The 19628-nt window shown below is 61.5% G+C and carries 17 protein-coding genes and 1 tRNA gene; 6 read left to right on the top strand and 12 right to left on the bottom strand.

Annotation, left to right across the window (positions count from 1 at the left end; all coding sequences use genetic code 11):
* Window positions 1-20 precede the first annotated feature (20 nt).
* Both P3T24_RS33975 and P3T24_RS33970 read right to left on the bottom strand, forming a co-directional pair.
* Complete coding sequence (locus tag P3T24_RS33975; RefSeq protein WP_429441148.1) at window positions 21-482, bottom strand: copper chaperone PCu(A)C; 462 nt, start codon at window positions 480-482, stop codon at window positions 21-23.
* Window positions 483-521: 39 nt separating this feature from the next.
* Window positions 522-1091, bottom strand: coding sequence for an SCO family protein (locus P3T24_RS33970; RefSeq protein WP_429441219.1), 570 nt, complete (start codon window positions 1089-1091; stop codon window positions 522-524).
* Window positions 1092-1583: 492 nt separating this feature from the next.
* Between P3T24_RS33970 and otsB the strand changes: the two genes are divergently transcribed.
* On the top strand, window positions 1584-2333 hold the full coding sequence (otsB, locus tag P3T24_RS33965; protein WP_429404051.1) for a trehalose-phosphatase: 750 nt from the start codon (window positions 1584-1586) through the stop codon (window positions 2331-2333).
* Between the two features lie 55 nt (window positions 2334-2388).
* A complete protein-coding gene (otsA, locus tag P3T24_RS33960; protein WP_429441145.1) occupies window positions 2389-3831 on the top strand; it encodes an alpha,alpha-trehalose-phosphate synthase (UDP-forming) in 1443 nt (480 codons plus the stop codon).
* Window positions 3832-3983: 152 nt separating this feature from the next.
* Here the strand turns inward: otsA and P3T24_RS33955 are convergent, their stop codons facing one another.
* Window positions 3984-5819 carry an ABC transporter ATP-binding protein gene (locus P3T24_RS33955; protein WP_074263863.1) on the bottom strand — a complete coding sequence of 612 codons (1836 nt, stop codon included), beginning with the start codon at window positions 5817-5819 and terminating at the stop codon, window positions 3984-3986.
* 714 nt (window positions 5820-6533) lie between these two features.
* Here P3T24_RS33955 and P3T24_RS33950 point away from each other — a divergent pair.
* The gene (locus P3T24_RS33950; RefSeq protein ID WP_074263864.1) at window positions 6534-7598 is read left to right on the top strand and encodes a glycosyltransferase family 4 protein; all 1065 of its coding nucleotides are present in this window, start codon (window positions 6534-6536) and stop codon (window positions 7596-7598) included.
* Between the two features lie 235 nt (window positions 7599-7833).
* Complete coding sequence (locus P3T24_RS33945; RefSeq protein ID WP_429441142.1) at window positions 7834-8733, top strand: hypothetical protein; 900 nt, start codon at window positions 7834-7836, stop codon at window positions 8731-8733.
* Window positions 8734-8794: 61 nt separating this feature from the next.
* On the opposite strand, the gene P3T24_RS33940 is transcribed toward P3T24_RS33945, so the two are convergent.
* The 9 genes from P3T24_RS33940 to P3T24_RS33900 form a co-directional block, all read right to left on the bottom strand.
* Complete coding sequence (locus P3T24_RS33940) at window positions 8795-9823, bottom strand: alpha/beta hydrolase (protein ID WP_429441140.1); 1029 nt, start codon at window positions 9821-9823, stop codon at window positions 8795-8797.
* Window positions 9824-9856: 33 nt separating this feature from the next.
* Complete coding sequence (locus P3T24_RS33935; protein WP_074263867.1) at window positions 9857-10282, bottom strand: organic hydroperoxide resistance protein; 426 nt, start codon at window positions 10280-10282, stop codon at window positions 9857-9859.
* A gap of 174 nt (window positions 10283-10456) precedes the next feature.
* Window positions 10457-11023, bottom strand: a complete 567-nt coding sequence (locus P3T24_RS33930; protein WP_429404058.1) for a TetR/AcrR family transcriptional regulator — start codon at window positions 11021-11023, stop codon at window positions 10457-10459.
* A 105-nt stretch (window positions 11024-11128) separates the two neighbouring features.
* Window positions 11129-13030, bottom strand: coding sequence for an ABC transporter ATP-binding protein (locus tag P3T24_RS33925; protein ID WP_429441137.1), 1902 nt, complete (start codon window positions 13028-13030; stop codon window positions 11129-11131).
* 353 nt (window positions 13031-13383) lie between these two features.
* Window positions 13384-14118, bottom strand: coding sequence for a hypothetical protein (locus tag P3T24_RS33920; protein WP_429441135.1), 735 nt, complete (start codon window positions 14116-14118; stop codon window positions 13384-13386).
* 581 nt (window positions 14119-14699) lie between these two features.
* Window positions 14700-14774, bottom strand: a tRNA-Val gene (locus P3T24_RS33915).
* A 48-nt stretch (window positions 14775-14822) separates the two neighbouring features.
* Entirely contained in the window at window positions 14823-15557 is a 735-nt protein-coding gene (gene dnaQ / locus P3T24_RS33910) for a DNA polymerase III subunit epsilon (protein WP_429441133.1), read from the bottom strand.
* Window positions 15558-15691: 134 nt separating this feature from the next.
* Complete coding sequence (gene rnhA / locus P3T24_RS33905) at window positions 15692-16138, bottom strand: ribonuclease HI (protein WP_429441131.1); 447 nt, start codon at window positions 16136-16138, stop codon at window positions 15692-15694.
* Window positions 16135-16950 (bottom strand): class I SAM-dependent methyltransferase, encoded by an 816-nt coding sequence (locus P3T24_RS33900; protein WP_074263873.1) that lies wholly within the window; start codon window positions 16948-16950, stop codon window positions 16135-16137. Before P3T24_RS33900 ends, rnhA begins: the two co-directional genes overlap by 4 nt.
* A gap of 19 nt (window positions 16951-16969) precedes the next feature.
* On the opposite strand from P3T24_RS33900, the gene gloB reads away from it, so the two are divergent.
* Both gloB and P3T24_RS33890 read left to right on the top strand, forming a co-directional pair.
* Window positions 16970-17761: a hydroxyacylglutathione hydrolase gene (gene gloB, locus P3T24_RS33895; protein ID WP_429441129.1), complete on the top strand. Its 792-nt coding sequence runs from the start codon at window positions 16970-16972 to the stop codon at window positions 17759-17761.
* A gap of 155 nt (window positions 17762-17916) precedes the next feature.
* On the top strand, window positions 17917-19620 hold the full coding sequence (locus tag P3T24_RS33890; RefSeq protein ID WP_074265974.1) for a transglycosylase SLT domain-containing protein: 1704 nt from the start codon (window positions 17917-17919) through the stop codon (window positions 19618-19620).
* Window positions 19621-19628 lie beyond the last annotated feature (8 nt).

Raw genomic sequence — 19628 nt, 5'->3', positions numbered from 1 at the left:
TTCTGCCTCAACGCCTGTTGTCAGTTAGCCTGTGCAGGCGACTTGACGGCAAACGGTGCGTTGAGCGTTTCCCCATCCGAGAACTGCAGTTTCAGATGCACGGTATCGCCGGGTGCGATCTTGTGCTGCGCGTGCTCCAGCATGATGTGATATCCACCCGGCGCGATGGCGACCTCGCCATGCGCGGGCACCGTCAGCTTGTCGACCATCACCATCTTCTGCGTCGAACCGTTGGACACCGTCTGATGCAGCATCGCACCCTCGTAGTCGTCGCTCGAGATGTCGGTGAGATCGACCGGCTTGTCGCCCGAGTTGACGAGTGTCACGTAGCCGGCGGCGGGCAGATCGCTCGGCAGCCAGCGCACCCACGCGTGCTGCGCCGAAATGGCCTGTGGTGAGGCCGCTTCAGCGGTGGCGGCGAAGCCAAAGGAGAGGGCGAGCGTGCAGCCCAGCGCGGCGAGAGATCGGGTTTTGAGGTTCATAAACGCAGAGGCAGAAAAAGCGGCCGAAGCCGCGAATGATCAGGAATGGTTGTCAATGATACGACGCAGATCGGCGGCGACCGCGTCGGGTGCATCGCGATCGGTGGCGAGCAGGCGCGCATGGCCTTGCGCATCGAAGACATAGACGGCCGAGCTATGGGTGACTTCGTAGTTGCCGGTCGGATCGCGCTTTTCCATCTGATAGGCAACGCGATATTTGCGCGCCATCGATTCGATCTGACCGTCACTGCCGGTCAGGCCCACGACGTGCTGCGCGTCGAAAGCGCCTACGTAATCATGGAGTGCCTTGGGCGTGTCGCGCGCCGGGTCGACAGTGATGAAGAGGATGCGCACCTGCTGTGCGTCTGGGCCGAGGGCGGCGAGCACCTGCATCAGTCGCGCCATGGTTTCGGGACAGACGTCTGGGCAATGCGTGTAGCCGAAGTAGACGAGCGAGATATCGCCCTTGAAGGCGTCGCCTGTGACGGGCTTGCCGTCATCGCTGGTGAGCGAGAAATCGAGATCGGGCAGATGGCCGGTCACGTTCGTCAGGTGCCATGGCTCTTCCTTGTGCGTACAGCCGGCGAGCAGCCCAAGCGTCATGGCCATGCCTAGCGCCAGCAGTCCCCGCGTCAGGAACCGTTGCGGTTGCAGACGCTGCGCCGCACGCGGACGACGAGCCATGTGCAGCGACGGCGTATCCGGTTGCACCTGTTGCCGAGAGACTCTGGGGAACAAAGCAGGCATCTATGACTCGATTTAAGGCGGTACGTCGCGAGGGCCGAGGTTGGTATTTCCCGGTGTTGCGGCTCGCGCGCAGACCGGTCAGAGTGGCTTGGACTGTATCGCAAATCGTTGAGCCGCGTCATATGCGGGCCCGCAAGGCCGGCATTGAGAGGCAATTTGACGCATAGTGGTGGGCGTTGTACTGGACCGGAACCCGCACGGAACGCGCGGTTTTCAAGCGGCTTTTTGCATGACGGATGGGCGGATGCCCCTGCTGGCGTTGCACTCAGCCTTACTTTCCCGAAAAATAGCGGGATGCGCGGTAAGATGCGCACACTTTTGCAGCTCCAGGCGGCTGAAAGGCAAGATAAACCAATGCAAGCACCTCCGGCTGTTCTGTCTCTGAGCGAGACGGCATTTTTCTTCGATTTCGACGGCACCCTCGTCGAATTGGCCCCCACGCCCGATGGCGTGTTGGTGCAGCCTGAGGTCGTCACACTGCTGACCGAGCTGCGCCGCCTCACCAACGGCGCCGTCGCAGTGGTGTCGGGACGTGGCATCGAGAGCATCGACGGCTTGCTCGGCATGCCCGATTTGCCGATCGCGGGGCTGCACGGCGCTGAGCGGCGCGATTCGAACGGTGACACGCAGCGCATCGGCTTTCATGACGAACGCCTGTTGCGCATGGAACAGGTGCTGGCGGAGGTCGTCAACGCAAACGCCGGCATGCTGCTCGAAATCAAGGGAGCGGCGCTCGCGCTGCACTATCGCAACGCGCCGGATCGCGAGCCCGTGGCGCGTGCCGCCACTGAGCGGCTGGTGGCCGACTATCCAGGCTCCTACGTGTTGCAGCCCGGCAAGATGGTCTACGAGATCAAACCGAAGGACGTCGACAAGGGCCGCTCAGTGCGGGCGTTTCTCGATGAGCCGCCGTTCACCGGCCGCCGGCCGGTTTTTGCCGGCGACGATCTGACCGACGAGAAGGGCTTCGCGGTCGTCAATGAACTCGGCGGCGTGTCGATCAAGGTCGGCCCCGGCGACACGATTGCGCGCTCGCGGCTCGATTCGGTGGGCGCGTTGCTCGGCTGGCTCGACGCCATCGTCACCGCGGCGCGCAGCGCATGACTCGCGCTGCGTCTCGCTGCACTCCGCTCGTTCTTCTGCACGGAAACCGCGCTTCATGAGTCGACTGATTATCGTATCGAACCGGGTCGCGCCGATCTCGGAAGGCGGCCCGGCGGCAGGCGGTCTGGCGGTCGGCGTCTACGATGCGCTGAAGGAAACCGGCGGCATGTGGTTTGGCTGGAGCGGCGACGTGCTCAGCTCCGGGCAACCGCAGATCAGCGTGGAAGAGCGCGGCCCGGTGACTTTCGCCACCATCGCGCTGGTGCGGCGCGATTACGACCAGTACTACCGCGGCTTTTCGAATGCCACCTTGTGGCCGGCGTTTCACTACCGCGCGGATCTGCTGCAATACGACCGCCATGACTTCGGCGGTTATTGCCGCGTCAACACGTGGCTCGCGCAGCAACTCGTGCCGCTGTTACGCGCTGACGACGTGATCTGGGTTCACGACTATCATCTGATCCCGTTTGCGCAGGCCTTGCGTGCGGCGGGCGTCAAGAATCGCATTGGCTTCTTTCTGCATATCCCGTTTCCGGCCTCGCAGGTGTTGTTGGCGGTGCCACCGCATCGCGAACTTGTCGAAGCGCTGTGCTCGTTCGACCTGCTCGGCTTCCAGACCGCGCCCGACCTGCGCGCGTTTTGCGACTACATCGTCAACGAGGCTAACGGCAGCGTCGAAGCGTCCGCTGGGGGCCCAGCTGTCGTGCAGGCGTTTGGCCGGACCTTGAAGGCGTCGGCGTATCCGATCGGCGTTTATCCGGACGAGATCGCCGAACTCGCGAAAGCAGGCGAGCGCGGCAAGCCGGTGCGCACGATGAAGGCGACGCTGCACTCGCGCAAGCTCATCATGAGCGTCGACCGCCTCGACTATTCGAAGGGGCTGGTGGAGCGGTTCCGGGCCTTCGAGCGTCTGCTTGAGCATTCCCCGGCGCAGCGCAACAAGGTTTCGTTTCTACAGATTGCACCGCCGACCCGGGCCGACCTGAATGCCTATCAGGACATCCGTCTGCAACTGGAAGGCGAATCGGGGCGTATCAATGGCCGCTTCGCCGAGCTCGACTGGGCGCCGATTCTCTACATTCATCGCCAGTACGAGCGGTCGGTGCTGGCGGCGCTATTTCGCACGGCGCACGTTGGGTTCGTCACACCGTTGCGTGACGGCATGAACCTCGTCGCCAAGGAATATGTGTCGGCGCAGGATCCGGAAGATCCGGGCGTGCTGGTGCTGTCGCGTTTCGCGGGCGCAGCGCAGGAACTGGACGGCGCGCTGATCGTCAATCCGGTGGATATCGACGGCATGGCAGAGGCGCTAGCGACTGCGTTGTCGATGCCGCTCGTCGAGCGTCAGTCGCGTTATCGCGACATGATGGTGCGCTTGCGCGAGAACAACGTCTCGGTGTGGCGCGATAACTTCATGCGCGATTTGCAGGCGTCGGGCACGGTGGTGGACGGCGAGGAGGGGGCGCCAGCGGTCGGCCGTGAGTCGCTGGCGGGGTGACGGTGCATGCCGCGCAGATACCCAGCCAGCACAACACACTGTGTCCGGGCGCAAAAAAGCCGCTTCAAACATCGAAGCGGCTTTTTTCGCATTGAGGTAGATCGTCACGGTGGCCGCGGCGGCTCCGAACCTGCCCGCCACCACGCCAACGCTCAAACCACGTGCTGTTCGTCGACCTTCTTGCCGCCCGCATGCAGCGTGGCGCCTTTGCCATACTGCTTCGCGAGCAGATCACGGTACAACCCCGGACGGTTGCGCAGTTCTTCCGGCGTGCCGTCGTCCACGACCTTGCCCGCGCTCATCACGATGATGCGGTCGAAGCTGTTCAGCGTAGACAGGCGGTGAGCGATGGCCACCACGGTACGGCCCACCATCAACCGGTCGAGCGCCTTCTGGATCGCTTCTTCGGACGCGCTGTCGAGCGCCGAGGTGGCCTCGTCCAGCAGCAGGATCGGCGCATTCTTCAGGATGGCGCGCGCAATCGCAATGCGCTGCCGCTGACCGCCCGAGAGCTTGACGCCGCGGTCGCCCACGATCGTGTCGTAGCCTTCCGGCATGGCTTCGATGAAGTCCGAACAGCGCGCTTCGCGGGCCGCCGCGAGCACTTCGTCGCGGCTTGCCTCAGGGCGGCCGTAGGCGATGTTCTCGTAGACCGTGCGGTGGAACAGGGCGATGTCCTGCGGCACGACGGCAATGGCGTGGCGCAGGCTGTCCTGCGTAATCGATCCGATGTCCTGACCGTCGATCTTGATCTGCCCGCCTTGCGTCTCGTAAAAGCGCTGTAGCAGCGAAAGCACAGTCGACTTGCCTGCGCCCGATTTGCCGATCAGCCCAACGCGCTGTCCGGCTGGGATATGCAACTGGAAGTGATCGAGAATCGGCCGGCGGCGCGGATACGCGAACGTCACGGTTTCGAAGTCGATGCGTCCGCCCTGCGGCACCAGTTCGACGGCGTCCGAGCGGTCCGGCATGCCGTGCGGTTCGAGCAGCGTGCGCACCGCTTCGGCGAGACGCGCGACATGCTGCGTGACGTCGACGAGTGCGACGGCAAGGTCACGCGTGCCGTGGAGGATGGTGAAGCCGAGCGAGCTGACCAGCACGATGTCGCCGGACGTAGCCCGGCCGTTGTCCCACAGCCACAGCGCCCAGCCGAGCAGGCCCGCCGATAGCATGGCTGTGATGACCGCGTGCAGGAGGCGCAGCTTCTCCAGATAGAGCAGACTTTGCTGGCGCGCGTCCATCTCGGCCTTGACCGTTGCGCCGAAGCGCGCCTGCTCGCGAATCGTCATGCCGAACGCGCGCACGAGGCCCATGTTGCTGATCACGTCGACCAGCTCACCGTCGACTGAAGCCGCCTTGGTGGCGAAGTGATGGTGCCTTGCTGAACCGCGCCCGGCCAGTTTGTAGAGCACCACCGAGAGGATCGCCGAACAGACCATCAGACCGCCCGCCATCAACGGGTTGACGGCGGTGATCATGACGATGGCACCGAGCACCGCGATGCACGGTGGCAACACATTCCATGCTGTCGTGTTCTCGGCCGTGTAGACCGCGTTGGACGTGGCCGTGATCCGGCTCGCCAGCATGCCGGGCTGCTTTTCCGAGTAGTAAGTTGGCGAATGGCCGCTCAGATACTGGAACAGGTCGCGCCGTAGATCACCGGTAACGGCGACGAACGTGTGCGCAGCGACCCAGCCGCCGACCCGCCACAGAAGATTGTCCGCGGCAATCAGACCGACAAGGATGGCGAACGCGCCCCACAGCGGGCCGGGATGATGCCGGCCTCCGCCGAGCACGTCGATCAGATGCTTGATCGCATATTGAGAAGCGAGCGCACAGCCCACAGCCGCGAACACGCTGCACAGGACGATCGCATGCGCGAGCGGGTGGCGGCGGATATAGCGAAAAAGAAACGCAAGCGGCCTGTGCGCATAGCTCGCGAGCTTGGCGTTGTGGGCATTGCGCTGGGCGATGGTGAGATGTTCCAATTGATCGGTGTGGTCGGTGTGTTTCAGGTTATGTCATGCAACGGCATGGGCCACGGGACGCATCGCCACAAAAGGCAGATGCTCGCATTGTAAACACGCAAAAGGCATTCCGCCGTGTTCGAACCGCACGGGACGCGACTCATTTTCGCGATGAGCATCCGCAACACCCTGTTTCCTCGACCCCGCGAGGCGGCAGTCGTTCATTCAGTTTGCGGAATAATTTCGAGATATAATTACAAAAGCCATTCAACGCGCAAGCACTTTCGGCCAAGCGGCGAAGGGCAACACGTTGGAAACATTGACGGAAGAATTTGCAAAAAGCCGTCTGCGGGCCATGTGTCGAGGCCAGCCCTTACTCTAGAACTGTCTTAGAAAACAAGGGTTTGCAAAGTGTTTCGGCTTTGTAACAACGTAAAGTGTTTGAAATGTTTTGGGCTGCGCAGGGGTGTCGACACCCATAATGCAGCCTCGATGATCCCATGAAAATTATCTGACAAGTTGTCAACGAGTCTGCCCTATATGCGTTTTAAAGCACATGTGCAGCCTGGTGACGATGATCAGTCTGGGCATCCTTACCAAGCGATCCATCGCAGGATTTCTCGAAGAAACAGGCCCGCGCCAGGTAGTCCCGGCGCGACTGGCAAGGCGAGCAAAGCGAGTCGCTTTTAACAAACCGCAGTACTTTTGCCTGATTTTTTACGAGGAGTTCTCTCTATGCGAATCGCTCAAATCGCTCCGTTGCACGAGGCGGTTCCCCCCAAGCTGTATGGTGGAACGGAACGGGTAGTGTCCTACCTGACTGAAGCTCTGGTCGAACAGGGACACGATGTGACGCTCTTCGCGAGCGGCGATTCGCAGACCTCGGCGAAACTCGAAGCGTTCTGGCCGCAGGCGCTGCGTCTGGACCCGACGATTCGCGACGTGATGGCTCCGCACATGCTGCTGCTGGAAGAAGTGCGCCGTCGCGCAGATGAATTCGATGTGCTGCATTTCCACATTGACTACTATCCGTTCTCGCTGTTCGCCCGTCAGCCGGTGCCGTTCCTGACCACGCTGCATGGCCGTCTCGATCTGCCGGAACTGCAACCGATCTTCAACACGTTCAGCGACGTGCCGGTGGTGTCGATCTCGGACAACCAGCGTATGCCGCTGCAACAGGCCAACTGGCTGTCGACCGTGTATCACGGTCTGCCGGAAAACCTGCTCAAGCCGATCCCCAACGTCAAGCCGAGCTATCTCGCCTTCCTCGGCCGTATCTCGCCGGAAAAGCGTCTCGACACGGCGATCCGCATCGCCGAACAAGCCGGCCTGCCGATCAAGGTTGCCGCCAAGCTCGACAAGGCTGACCGCGCGTACTACGAAGAAGTCATCAAGCCGCTGATGTCGCTGCCGCACGTCGAATACATCGGCGAAATCAGCGAAGCAGAGAAGACCGAATTCCTCGGCAACGCCCACGCGCTGCTGTTCCCGATCGACTGGCCGGAGCCCTTCGGTCTGGTGATGATCGAAGCCATGGCTTGCGGTACGCCGGTCATTGCGTTCAACCGCGGTTCGGTGCCGGAAGTGATCGAGAACGGCGTGTCGGGCTTCGTGGTTGAAGACGAAATCAGCGCTGTCGCTGCCGTCAAGCGTCTGAACACACTGCCGCGCGAAACGGTCCGCAAGGCGTTTGAATCGCGTTTCTCGTCGAAGGTGATGGCGCAGAACTACGTTGCTTCGTACGAAGAACTGCTTCGTCAGAAGCGCCGTACCGTGCTGCGCGAAGTCAACGCAAGCTGACACTCTCGTAGGCTGTACCGTTCGGCGCCGTTGCCTGTAGACGGCTTGCTGGACACCGACAACGCCCCGCGTGCTCGATGCACGCGGGGCGTTGTTGCATGGGCGCCGCGCATTGCGTCATGAATGTGTTGAAAGTGGTGTTTTGGAGGGAGTAACCGTGAGCCGCCTCGGTAATATCCCTATAATGGCCGTGCCGCAAATTGGGCTGCGGCGTCGTCAACGACAGGAGGATGCCTTGGCGAGAACGAAAGAGACGCGTGCGAACGCGGCGCCAGGCGCCGGAACGATTTTCGCGTTGCGTGCCATCGGTCTCGTGATTCTGGCGCGGTGGCTGTTTTCGATGTCGACGATGGACTTTGTGTCGTCGTTGGCCGCCATGGCTTCGTCGCCATGGGCCTGCATCAACCTTGTTTTTCTGTTCCTGCTGATCTTTTTGCCGGGCGCGCGCGCCCGCGCCGAGCGCCCGTTTCATCCGCTGCCGCAATGGCTGCGCCAGGCGTTGCGAGTGTTCGCTTTCCTGGGATTCCTGTTCGCGGTCTTTTCGGTGGGCGCCTTCGTCTGGAGCGCGGGCGGGCGTCGCGCGTTGCAGACGATAGCAGCAACCAACGGCTGGCTGGTGGCGGCGCCGGCCTTGTATGCGGCAGTCATGTGGATCTGCCGTCCGCGTGCACTGTGGCGCACCAACGTTGCGGCGCGCCGCTTTGCGATAGGGCGCTACGCGATCTCTGTCGATGCCACGACGCGCACGGTGGTTGTCTGGGTGGAAAGCCGCAAGCTCGGGCAGTATGACGCCCGCGAGTTGTCGGTGCGTTGGCCTGACGGGCAGGCTGGCGGCGCGACGCCGGCACCGGTGTCCGCGCCAGTTCCTGCGAACGTTGCCGGGAGCGCTGCCGCAGCGATGGTTGTCGACGCTGCCGAGACCCAAAGCGCACCCGCCTCGCCTGCGGCCGCCGCGTCGGTGCCGCGTGCGGCAGCCCAGGTGGGCTGGATGCATCGCCGGCCGAAGGTTGAACTGCTGTGGGATTCTCCCGCAGCAGCAGGGCACAACCGTCAAACGGTGTTTCGTGCGGCGCTTGCCACTGAAGGCGACCGTGTCGCCGCCCGTGCGCTCGATACTTCGCTGCGTCAGGCCTGACACGGCGCAGTGTTGCCTGATGATGCGCCGTTGCCGGATTTGCCTTTCTTTGCTGCGTGACTTACTTCAGCCGCGATTGCAATTCGTTGGCGAGTTGTTTGATCGCGGCCTTCGTCGGTGCGTCCTCGGCGAGTGCGTTGAGCAAGCCGAAATCGTGGATCGTGCCGTTGTAGCGGACAGTGGTCGCGTCATCGCCTGCTGCGTCGAGCTTGCGTCCGTAAGCTTCGCCTTCATCACGCAGCACGTCGAACTGGGCGACCTGAATCAGCGCAGGTGGCAGGCCCTTCAACTCATCCAATGAGGCACGCAACGGCGATGCGTAAATTTCGTTACGCTGCTTCGGGTCCTTCGTGTACGCGTCCCAGAACCACTTCATCATCGGAGCGGTCAGGAAGTGTCCTTCCGGATAGGCCTTGTACGAGCCGTCGTTGAAGTTGTTATCCGTGACCGGCCACATCAAACCTTGAAAGCGGATCGTCGGGCCTTGCTTGTCTTTCGCCATGAGCGAGACCACCGCGGCCATGTTGCCGCCCACGCTATTGCCGACCACCGCCAGTCGGCTGCCGTCGACGCCAATGTCATTGCCATGTGCCGCAACCCATCTGGTCGCCGCGTACGCCTGGTTAATCGCCACCGGATAACGTGCTTCCGGCGACGGCGTGTAGTCGACGAACACCGCCACCGCGCCGGACTGCACGACGAGATCGCGTACCAGACGCTCGTGGGTCTGGAAGTCGCCAAGAATCCAGCCGCCTCCGTGGAAGAACATGAAGACCGGCAAGGTACCCGTTGCGCCCTGCGGACGTACGATCGTGATCGGTACGGTCATACCGTCCTGTTCGATAGTCCTGTTCGACACTTCGATGCCCGACAGATCGACCTTGACGCTGTTCTGCGCACCGATCAGCACCTGACGCGCCTCGGCCGGGGTCAACGTATTGATTGCCGGTCCTGTGCCGCTGTTGAGGGCATGGAGGAACTGGCTTGTCACCTGGTCGGGCGTGGCGGGTGCTGCCGGCGTCGCGGCAACGGCAAACGTCGTGCTGACAGCAAGAGCGACGGCGAGCAGCATGGGTTTGACGGTCTTCATGGTGGATTCCGGTTGATGTAGTTGAAGTGGGGCTTAGGCGATCGTCAGCGTCACGTCGATGTTGCCGCGCGTTGCATTCGAGTACGGGCAGACGATGTGCGCACGGTCGACCAGCGTTTGCGCCGCTTCGCGTGCCATGCCGGGCAGCGAGATCTTCAGTTCCACTTCGATGCCGAAGCCGTTCGGAATTACGCCAATGCCGACGCTGCCGTCGATCGACACATCCGCCGGGATGGCGATCTTGTCGCGTGCGGCGACGAACTTCATCGCGCCGAGGAAACACGCGCTGTAGCCGGCCGCAAACAGTTGTTCAGGGTTGGCGCCTTCGCCGCCGGCTCCGCCCAGCTCTTTCGGCGTGGTCAGCTTGAAGTCGAGATTGCCTGCGGGCACAACAGCACGACCGTCACGGCCACCGGTTGCGTGGGCTTGGGCGCGGTAGAGAACTTTGTCGAGGGACATGGTGAAACTCCTTTCAAGAGGTTGAGTTGCTAAAGTTTACTATCTACTACTAGATAGATTTCCATCTACAAAAAGTGCGTGCTTCCATTTCACATCTCCCGGTTATCTATCTACTCAAAGATAGATAACTCGGCCAACTAAAGAGGTGGCGTACCACCTCGCAATTCGACTGCTTTACCGCGAGATTCTCACCGAGGCTTCGACATCTTCGAGCCGAGCCTTGGTGTGAAACAACCTGCTCGCCAGCACGCTGCCCTGGAATGCGGCGAAAAGCGTGCGCGCCGCGTTTTCCGGCTTGCCGTTCACTGCCAGCGTCTTTTCCTGCGCACCTTGCGCGAGAACTTTGGCCAGCCAGTTTTCGTTCGCCTTGAAAAACGCCTGTATTGCGTGGCGAATGTTCTCGGGCAATGACTCGATGTCCGCAGCCAGCATGCCGCACAGGCAGATCTGATTGCCGTCACCGAGGGTTCTGCCAAACATCTTTGCGTACTTGCTGAGCTTTGCATCAGCCGGCAAGGAAGCGTCAACAGTGTGGATGGCGTCGAACACCTCTTTGCTGTACTCGTTCACCGCTTCCAGTACCAGGTCGTCTTTCGACGGAAAGTAGTAGTGGATGCTCGAGGTCTTTACGCCGACCAGACTCGACAGATCACGGTAACTAAATCCGTTATAGCCGCGCATCATCATCAGCGTGATTGCGTGGTTGAGGATCTGTTCGCGGACCGTCGATGTCGTTTCCATGGATCGAACTTTATCTACTGATAGATAGACTGTCAAGAGGTAAGGTGAAAATTTTTTTGCGGAGCAGGGGAGGGATGCTGTGCATCCCTCCCCGCTGCTTGCGGATTATTCGTCCACCAGCATTTCCGGGTCGTCGATCTGCCGGGCGCTAGCATTGCCATTGCTGCTGGTGCTGACGCCACGCACTGCCGCCCTCACGTCCGGTTCGGACAGGCCCTTGATTAACTCCAGCGCCTGGCGTTCGAACAACCTGCGATACAAGCCTTTCTCGTGCTGGATCAGCGCTTCATGGCTACCTTCCTCGATGACCTTGCCCTTATCGAGTACAAGCAGCCGGTCCAGCGCCCGAACAGTCGACAACCGGTGCGCGACGACGAGCGTCGTGCGTCCCACCATCAGCCGTTCCATGGCTTGCTGGATCAGCAACTCGCTTTCACTGTCGAGACTCGAAGTGGCCTCGTCCAGAATCAGGATCGGCGCGTCCGCCAGGAACGCCCGCGCAATCGCCACGCGCTGACGTTCGCCGCCCGAGAGCTTGACGCCGCGCTCGCCCACCAACGTGTCGTAGCCGTTGGGCAACGTCACGATGAAGTCGTGAGCGCTGGCGAGCTTCGCGGCCCGTTCGATCTCGGCGCGCGTGGCACCGGGACGCGCATAGGCGATGTTCTCCGCCAGCGTACGGTGAAACAGCACCGGCTCCTGCTGAACGATGGCGATCTGGCTGCGCAACGACGACTGACTGACCAGGGAGATGTCTTGTCCGTCGATCGTGATACGGCCGCCCGTCACATCGTAAAGCCGCTGGATCAGCTTGATGAACGTCGTCTTGCCCGAACCCGAATGCCCCACCAGTCCGACACGTTCGCCCGGCGCAATGCGCACCGAGAAGTTGTCGTACAGCGGCGTGGCGAGCGAGCCATAGTGGAACGTGACGTGCTCGAAACGGATCTCGCCCTTTTCGATCCTGATCGACCGTGCGCCGGGCTTGTCCTCGATACCGAGAGGCTGCTTTTCGAGCGCGACGAGTTCTTCCATGTCGTTGACCGAGCGCTGCAGGTTGCGTATGTGCATGCCTACTTCACGCAGATAGCCTTGCAACATGAAGAACATCGTCAGGGCGAACGTAATATCGCCAACGCTGGCCTCGCCGTGAGCCCACAAGTACAGCGCGGCCCCGAGGATCGACGCCTGGATCACCACCAGCATGCCGCCCTGGACACCGCCGTTGAGCGTGCCGCGCACCCACGTCCGCCTGGTGCGATGGCGCCATTTATCGATGATGCGGCCGAGTAGCACCTCTTCGCGCGCTTCCGCGCCGAACGCCTTGACGACAGTGTTACAGCTCACCGCATCGGCGAGTGCGCCGCCCATCCGGGTGTCCCACGCGTTGGCCAGACGCGCCGCGGGTGCGACGAAGCCGAGCGACAGCATCGCCGTTATCGCGATGTACAGGATCGAGCCGAGCCCGACGACTGCACCCATCAGCGGCCAGCGCACGCCGAGCAGGACGGTGGAACCCACCAGCATGACGAGCGACGGGAACAGCGCCACCAGAAGCGTGTCGTTCAGGATGTCGAGCGCCCACATGCCGCGCGTGATCTTGCGCACTGTCGAGCCGGCGAAGCTGTTGGCGTGCCAGTCGGTCGAAAAACGCTGCACCCGGTGAAAGGCATTGGCGGCGATCTTGCTCATCATCTTCAGCGTCAGCACGATGATGTTCATGAAGACGCCCTGGCGCAGCAGGGTGGCGCCGAGACCGAGTCCGGCCAGAATGGCGAATGCGGTCACGGCCGCATGCCAGGCGGCCGGGTTGCCGGCCGAGCCCGATGCGATCGCGTCGACGAGGTGCCCCGCGAACAGCGGCGTGAGCACGTCGGCCAATGCCGAGAGCAGCACCAGGCTGGTGACGGCGAAGATGCGCCAGGGTTGTTCGCGCCAGTGTCGAACGGTGAAGCCGAGGACGTCCTTAAAGACTTGTCCGCGTAAGTCGAGTTTTTTTGTAGTCATTGGTCACGGCCTGGGGACGCAGAGACCCCGGGATTCCAGTCAGAAGCAATAGGAATAGACAGCCGAAGCGGGCCAGACCGAACTGGCAAGCTAGTGTTAGACCGTCTGGAAAATGCGCAGGTTTGCCGAAACGGCGGACCTGCGTAGGCGACTAGTTAAGGTCGCGAGGCCACGTAAAGGGTGGCAATGTGCACGCTGAACAACATGTGATGCCTCCCTTTAGAGTTGAGTGAAGTGAAGAACAAGGTTGGACGGAACTGATGTCCGAAGCTCGAATATATAGTGGCTTTATTGCGGTTGCAAGAGCGGGCGGCGTGGATGTGGTTGATTTGATACGAAGAATGGAAGAGGTCTCAGAATAAATCTGCGAGACGGTCGCGGAATCCACGGAAAGTCTGGGTGATTCGTTGGAGTCCAGCGGTCAAACCAGGGTCGTAGTAGTGGATGATCAAGGAGCGTCGTTCCCCTGACTCGACGTCGAAATTGCTGTGCAGCGTAACAAAGCCGTTGAACACGTAGGCATTGCCGGGTAAGCACACTATTCGATCGCATCGCCCTCTGGACCGGTCACGATCGAGCAGCGCGCGGCGGACGGGGAGCGGAAGTGCATGCTCGATCATGAGCCAGGTCTTGGTGCGCACGTTGGCAATCAACGAAATCGACTCGCGCTGGCGCTTGTACACGACGAGATCGCCGCATCGATCGTATCCGTCAGCAAGCTGCAAAATAATCAGTATCGTCAGGATGTGGGAATCGTAATGTCGCAGGTAGCTCTGTGAAGGCATGCCAGAGTCGACGCAACGAAGTACATAAAGCGGCTCGCCGGTAAGTTCCTTGCCGAGCACGATGGCCGCCCAACCACGAGCGGCAGAGCATGCCCGACTTTCCATCGCATTGAAGCTGTCGGACGCCCGCAGCAACTCGGTGAAATTCCTTGCCATCGTTGCGGCGCGTCGACCGTCGGCCGGGCGCCATTCATGTCTTGCAGTATCAATGGAGCTATTCATGTATTCGAGCAGGCTGCGAGGCACCACGCCTTCGAATACCCTGACTGGATCCCGTTGGTCTGTTTGATTGTTGTCATTCATAGGTCCACCTTACGCGGAAGGCGTCGCTGCACGTTGACCGATAGTGTCGGGATCCTACGTCACCCATTACCACGTCGACGATACCCGGCGGGATATCCCGTCGCCGCTACGATTGAGCAGGATACGATGCAAGATCCCGCGCTGAATCGGCCAGGCAAAGTCTTTCCGCCTCGACAACATTTGCAAGCCGCTCCGGGCGATATGGACCGTTGGCTTCTAAACCCCTCGCGGCGCAGTGGCGGTTACCAGTCGAATGCTACTGTGAATTGTCTGATAGATGACGGACAAGCTATCTGCGCTATCCGCCGTGAGTCGGTGAGTTCCAGTGGCAGAAAGGCGATAGGCGACCTCATGCGAGCGAGCGGCCGTGCCACTTTGATAGCCGACGCTGCGGCCATGGTGACTCGAACGACTGCAAGAGGTTGACCCGATCGGGTGCGCGGTGCTGCCGGAGAATATGGGCGAAAAAAAGCCCCGCGGTTGCAGGGCTTTTTTGTGTTGCGTTAGCAGAAGCTCGCTGCCGGCCGGAATAGTTGGCCAAACCAGCGCTGGAGGCGTTTCCAGAGACTTCGGCTGAATACTGGTGGGTGGTACAGGGATTGAACCTGTGACCCCTGCCGTGTGAAGGCAGTGCTCTACCGCTGAGCTAACCACCCGAAGAGAGCGAAATTATGTCAGAGGATCTTCGGCTCGTAAAGCACTTTTTAAGCAGTCTGCTCATCCGCTGTCGACACAGGCTGGAGACGCCAAACGCTCGTCCCCTTGACCGCCTTGTCGAGGCCATCGAGCACCGCCTGATGCGCGGCAAGTTCCTCTTCGTTTGCAACGATCACCGGCAACTCGAGCGAACTCAGCGCCACGCGCGGCGCACGTTCTCCGCTGCTGGTCGATGCCTCGCCCAGCATGTCGATCACGAGGCTCTCTTGCCCGCGCGTCATCGCCAGATAAACTTCAGCGAGCAGTTCCGAGTCGAGCAGTGCGCCGTGCAGCGTGCGGTGTGCATTGCTGATGCCGAAGCGGTCGCACAGCGCGTCCAGTGAATTGCGCTTGCCAGGGAACATGGCTTTGGCGCGAACCAGCGTGTCGATCACCTCGCCGCAATGCGAACTGAACGGCGGCAGCCCGAGCAACGCGAATTCAGCGTCGAGAAAGCCGATATCGAATGGCGCGTTGTGGATGATCAGATCCGCGCCCTGAACGAAATCGCGCAACTCGTTGGCGATCTCGGCGAACTTCGGCTTGTCGCTCAGGAATTCGGTGGTCAGGCCGTGAACCGCCAATGCGCTCGGATCGCTGTCGCGCTCCGGGTTGATGTAGAAGTGCAGGTTGCTGCCTGTGAGCCGGCGGTTCACCAGCTCGACGCAGCCGATTTCGATAACGCGATCGCCGGTGCGCGCATTCAGGCCGGTGGTTTCGGTATCGAGGATGAGTTGACGCATGTCGGATTAGCCTGCTCTAGAAATTGGCTGAGAAAAAACCTAACCGCGAACCTAACGCGGAAGCACATTACGGCAGAAGCGCGAAGAAAACTGAGACGCCAACGCGAAAGCAAATTGCAGCAAAAAAGCGCGCTTCAAATCTCCGCCAGCGTAGCGACCCCACGGTTTGCCAGCGCGTCCGCACGTTCGTTCTCCGGATGTCCCGCGTGACCTTTCACCCAGCGCCACTCGATCTCATGCCGCTGGACTGCTGTATCGAGCCGCTTCCACAGGTCAGCGTTCTTCACCGGGGTCTTCGCAGCGGTCATCCAGTTTTTCTTCTTCCAGCCGTGGATCCATTCGCTGATGCCTTTCTGCACATACTGCGAGTCGGTATGCACGACCGCCTTGCAAGGCCGCTTCAACGCTTCGAGCGCGGCGATTACCGCCATCAGCTCCATGCGATTGTTCGTGGTGTTCGCTTCGCCGCCGAACATTTCTTTTTCCTGCGCGCCGTAGCGCAGCAGCGCGCCCCAGCCGCCTGGGCCGGGGTTGCCCTTGCAGGCGCCGTCCGTATAAATATCGATGAGTTCGGAAGTCATTTTCTCTGGTTGCGTGTGTTCGGAGAGGCGGCGGGGGCGAGGCCTGCCGCAAGCACGGGCTTTTTCACCTTTACCGGGCCGATGAGACGCATGCCGCGCACGCGCTTGATCGCCTTCACCATGTAGGTGGCGCCGAAGATCGGCCACCAGCGGTCGCCGGCGGCTTCCATGAAGCCATAGCGCGCGAGCCACTGGTCGCTGACGAGGGGCGGACGATAGCAGCCGAAGCGTCCGCGTTCAAGGTCGAAGCCGAGCAGTTTAATCCAGTCCTTCAGACGGGTGAACGCAATCAGGTCGTGCGCGGCTGGCACGAACGGCCGCCCGGTCATCTTGCCGACCGATTGCCGGGCTCCCCACAGCGACAGCGAATTGAAGCCGAGAATGATCAACTGACCTTCGGGCATCAGCACGCGTTCGGCCTCGCGTAACAGCCGGTGGGGGTCGCGGGTGAACTCGAGCGTATGCGGCATGACGATCAGGTCGACGCTCTGCGCCTCGAACGGCAGATCGAGCAGATCGCACCAGACTGCGCTGCGCCCGAGCGGCGCATGTTTTTCGGGCGCAGCGGCGCCCGCCGCGCGCGGGAATTCGTACGGCGCGCTCGCGCCGCTGGCGGCATCCAGCACGAGGCCACGGCACGGCATGCGGTTCTCGCGCAGGGCATCGAGCTGCGGCAGGCCCAGTTGCAGCGCGTGGTAGCCGAACACGTCCGACACCACACGGTCGAGCTGCGCCTGTTCCCATTCCAGCACGTAGCGTCCGGGTGGCGAATCGGTCCAGGCGGGCCAGTCTATAATCGTTCGGTCAGACATATTGAAGATTGCGTCGCCTATGAATGCGCTCGAGTACGTGCCGGTCCCGGCGTTTGAAGACAATTACATCTGGCTCGTGTCGGATGGGCACCATGCGGTGGCCGTCGATCCGGGCGAGGCCGCTCCGGTTCGCGCCTACCTGGCGAAACGGGGCTGGCGGTTGAGCGCTATTTTACTCACGCACCACCATCAAGACCACGTCGGCGGGGTGGCCGATCTGCTGAATGGCCAGGCCGTGCCCGTGTACGGTCCGGCGGGCGAGGCGATCGAGCACCTCACCTACCGTCTGAAAAGTGGCGATCGCGTGAGCATTGCCGAGCCGGCGCTCGAACTGAGCGTGCTCGACGTACCTGGCCATACGCGCGGCCACATTGCCTACTTCCAGGCAGCCGACCCGGCCGGAACCCCTCACGTGTTTTGTGGCGACACGCTGTTCGCGTGCGGCTGCGGCCGGTTGTTCGAGGGCACGCCGACGCAGATGCTGACGTCGCTGGACGAACTCGCGGCGCTCCCTGGCGCGACCCAGGTTCACTGCGCGCATGAATACACGCTGTCGAACATCCGCTTTGCGCTCGCCTGCGAGCCCGGCAATGCGGATCTGCAGGCGTGGCGCGATCGTGCAACCGCGCTGCGCGAGCGCGGCGTTCCCACCTTGCCTACGACGATCGCACAAGAGCGGGCAACCAATCCGTTCCTGCGGGCCGACAGTCCCGCGATCCACGCGACCCTCGCCGAACAGTTGCACGAAACGGTGCCGGATCGTTTAACTGCGTTCACATTGATGCGTGAATGGAAGAACAGGTTCCGCTGACCCATCGCCTGATGGGGTCATGTTCACCTTGAATTTCGGAAAAATATGCCAAGCCTAAGATTTGCCTAGGTTTTTCGTATATTTCTGATTGACGTAAACGTTTCGCTTTCGTACTATCGGCTGCAAATTCCAGTCCTATGGAAGCCGAGACGTTCATGAGATTTATCTTTAGTACGTTGCTGGTCCTCATGCTCGCCGCGTGCGCGAGCCAGGGACCAACGACGAGCAGCAATACCACCGCGCCTAATCCTGCCACCCAGCAAGCTGTAGCCGACGCCCTCCGCAACACCGCCTCTGCCAAAGAAACGATCAATGTCGATCAAGGCTCGGTCGACCAGTTGACGAGCCCGGACGCTGACCTATGGGCGCGGATTCGTCGTGGTTTCCAGATGCCTGACCTGCAAAGCGACCTCGTCGACATGCAGGTCAACTGGTACGCGCAGCGCCCCGATTACGTGGCGCGCATGACGGAGCGGTCGCAAAAATATCTGTATCACATCGTCGAAGAGCTCGAGCAGCGCCATATGCCGACCGAGCTCGCGTTGCTGCCGTTCATCGAGTCCGCCTATAACCCGCAGGCGTTGTCAGTCGCGAAGGCGGCTGGCATGTGGCAGTTCGTGCCGGATACGGGCCGTACCTACAACCTCAAGCAGAACATGTGGCAGGACGAGCGCCGTGACGTGCTGGCTTCCACCAGCGCGGCGCTCGACTATCTCTCGCGTCTGCACGACATGTTCGGCGACTGGCAGCTTGCGCTGGCGGCGTACAACTGGGGCGAGGGCAACGTGCAGCGCGCGATCGCGCGCAACGAAGCGGCGGGATTGCCAACGGACTATGCCGACCTGCGCATGCCGAACGAGACGCGTAACTACGTTCCCAAGCTGCAGGCCGTCAAGAACATCGTGATGAACCCGCAGGCCTATGGCCTCGCTCTGCCGACCATTCCGAACCACCCGTATTTCGTGACGGTCACCACCGCGCACGATATCGACGTCGATATCGCGGCCAAGCTCGCGAACATGACGCCGGACGAATTCCGTTCGCTGAATCCGTCGTTCAAGAAGCCGGTCATTCTCGGCGCGACCCAGCCGCAGATCCTGCTGCCGTTCGATAACGCCAGCGCCTTCGAGCACAACCTGAAGGCCTACTCGGGCAACCTGTCGTCGTGGACCACCTACACGGTGACCGAGCGCGCGGCGCCGGCCGCGCTTGCGCAAAAGATCGGCGTTGATCCGGACACGCTGATGGAGGTCAACAAGATTCCCGTCGGCATGCGTCTGAAGCCGGGTTCGACGATCGTCATTCCGCGTACGGACGACGACGCCGATGAAGACATCAGCGCGGACGTCGCCGAAAGCGCCGTTCTGGCGATGGAGCCGGACGTTCCCGACACGCGCAAGATGCTGATTCGCGTTCGTCGCAAGCAGACCATGGCGGCGCTGGCGGTGCGCTACGGCGTGTCGATCGGTCAGTTGAAGGGATGGAACCGCACGCATCGCGACCAGGTCAACCCGGGTCAGGTGATCGTGCTGCACGTGCCGGTTGGCAAGGCCATGCCTAGCGAACCCGGTCCCGAGCGGATCGCCACGAGCGTGCAGGGCGGTGGCGTCGAGCGCATCGGGACCCAGGTCACAGACACGAAGAGCGAATCGCGCTACGATAAGAAATCAGGTCGTGGCCGCACCGCTGTCGTCAAGGTGTCGGAACCGGCGGGCAAGGCCAGCAAATCGTCAGCGTCGGGCGCCGCTCCCAAGGGCAAGATGCTGAAAGTGGCCGAGCCGGTCACGTCCAGCAAGGCGTCAAAGGCTACGGCAGCAGGCCGCCCGAAGACCGCAGCCAAGACGAAGAAGGGCAACTAGACCAAAGC

It is taken from the genome of Paraburkholderia sp. GAS33 (assembly GCF_050436645.1).
GTDB classification, from domain to species: domain Bacteria; phylum Pseudomonadota; class Gammaproteobacteria; order Burkholderiales; family Burkholderiaceae; genus Paraburkholderia; species Paraburkholderia phenazinium_B.
Note: the sequence above shows the minus strand (reverse complement) of the source record. Positions and strands in the feature narration are given on the sequence as shown.

Bases quoted from the DNA above. Each gene is read 5' to 3' on its own strand.
- otsB (WP_429404051.1), top strand. From the start codon at position 1,584: ATGCAAGCACCTCCGGCTGTTCTGTCTCTGAGCGAGACGGCATTTTTC.
- P3T24_RS33900 (WP_074263873.1), bottom strand. From the start codon at position 16,950: ATGTCTGACCGAACGATTATAGACTGGCCCGCCTGGACCGATTCGCCA.
- P3T24_RS33940 (WP_429441140.1), bottom strand. From the start codon at position 9,823: ATGAAGACCGTCAAACCCATGCTGCTCGCCGTCGCTCTTGCTGTCAGC.
- P3T24_RS33930 (WP_429404058.1), bottom strand. From the start codon at position 11,023: ATGGAAACGACATCGACGGTCCGCGAACAGATCCTCAACCACGCAATC.
- P3T24_RS33970 (WP_429441219.1), bottom strand. From the start codon at position 1,091: ATGGCCATGACGCTTGGGCTGCTCGCCGGCTGTACGCACAAGGAAGAG.
- P3T24_RS33975 (WP_429441148.1), bottom strand. From the start codon at position 482: ATGAACCTCAAAACCCGATCTCTCGCCGCGCTGGGCTGCACGCTCGCC.
- P3T24_RS33935 (WP_074263867.1), bottom strand. From the start codon at position 10,282: ATGTCCCTCGACAAAGTTCTCTACCGCGCCCAAGCCCACGCAACCGGT.
- dnaQ (WP_429441133.1), bottom strand. From the start codon at position 15,557: ATGCGTCAACTCATCCTCGATACCGAAACCACCGGCCTGAATGCGCGC.
- rnhA (WP_429441131.1), bottom strand. From the start codon at position 16,138: ATGACTTCCGAACTCATCGATATTTATACGGACGGCGCCTGCAAGGGC.
- P3T24_RS33920 (WP_429441135.1), bottom strand. From the start codon at position 14,118: ATGAATGACAACAATCAAACAGACCAACGGGATCCAGTCAGGGTATTC.
- P3T24_RS33950 (WP_074263864.1), top strand. From the start codon at position 6,534: ATGCGAATCGCTCAAATCGCTCCGTTGCACGAGGCGGTTCCCCCCAAG.
- gloB (WP_429441129.1), top strand. From the start codon at position 16,970: ATGAATGCGCTCGAGTACGTGCCGGTCCCGGCGTTTGAAGACAATTAC.
- P3T24_RS33890 (WP_074265974.1), top strand. From the start codon at position 17,917: ATGAGATTTATCTTTAGTACGTTGCTGGTCCTCATGCTCGCCGCGTGC.
- otsA (WP_429441145.1), top strand. From the start codon at position 2,389: ATGAGTCGACTGATTATCGTATCGAACCGGGTCGCGCCGATCTCGGAA.
- P3T24_RS33925 (WP_429441137.1), bottom strand. From the start codon at position 13,030: ATGACTACAAAAAAACTCGACTTACGCGGACAAGTCTTTAAGGACGTC.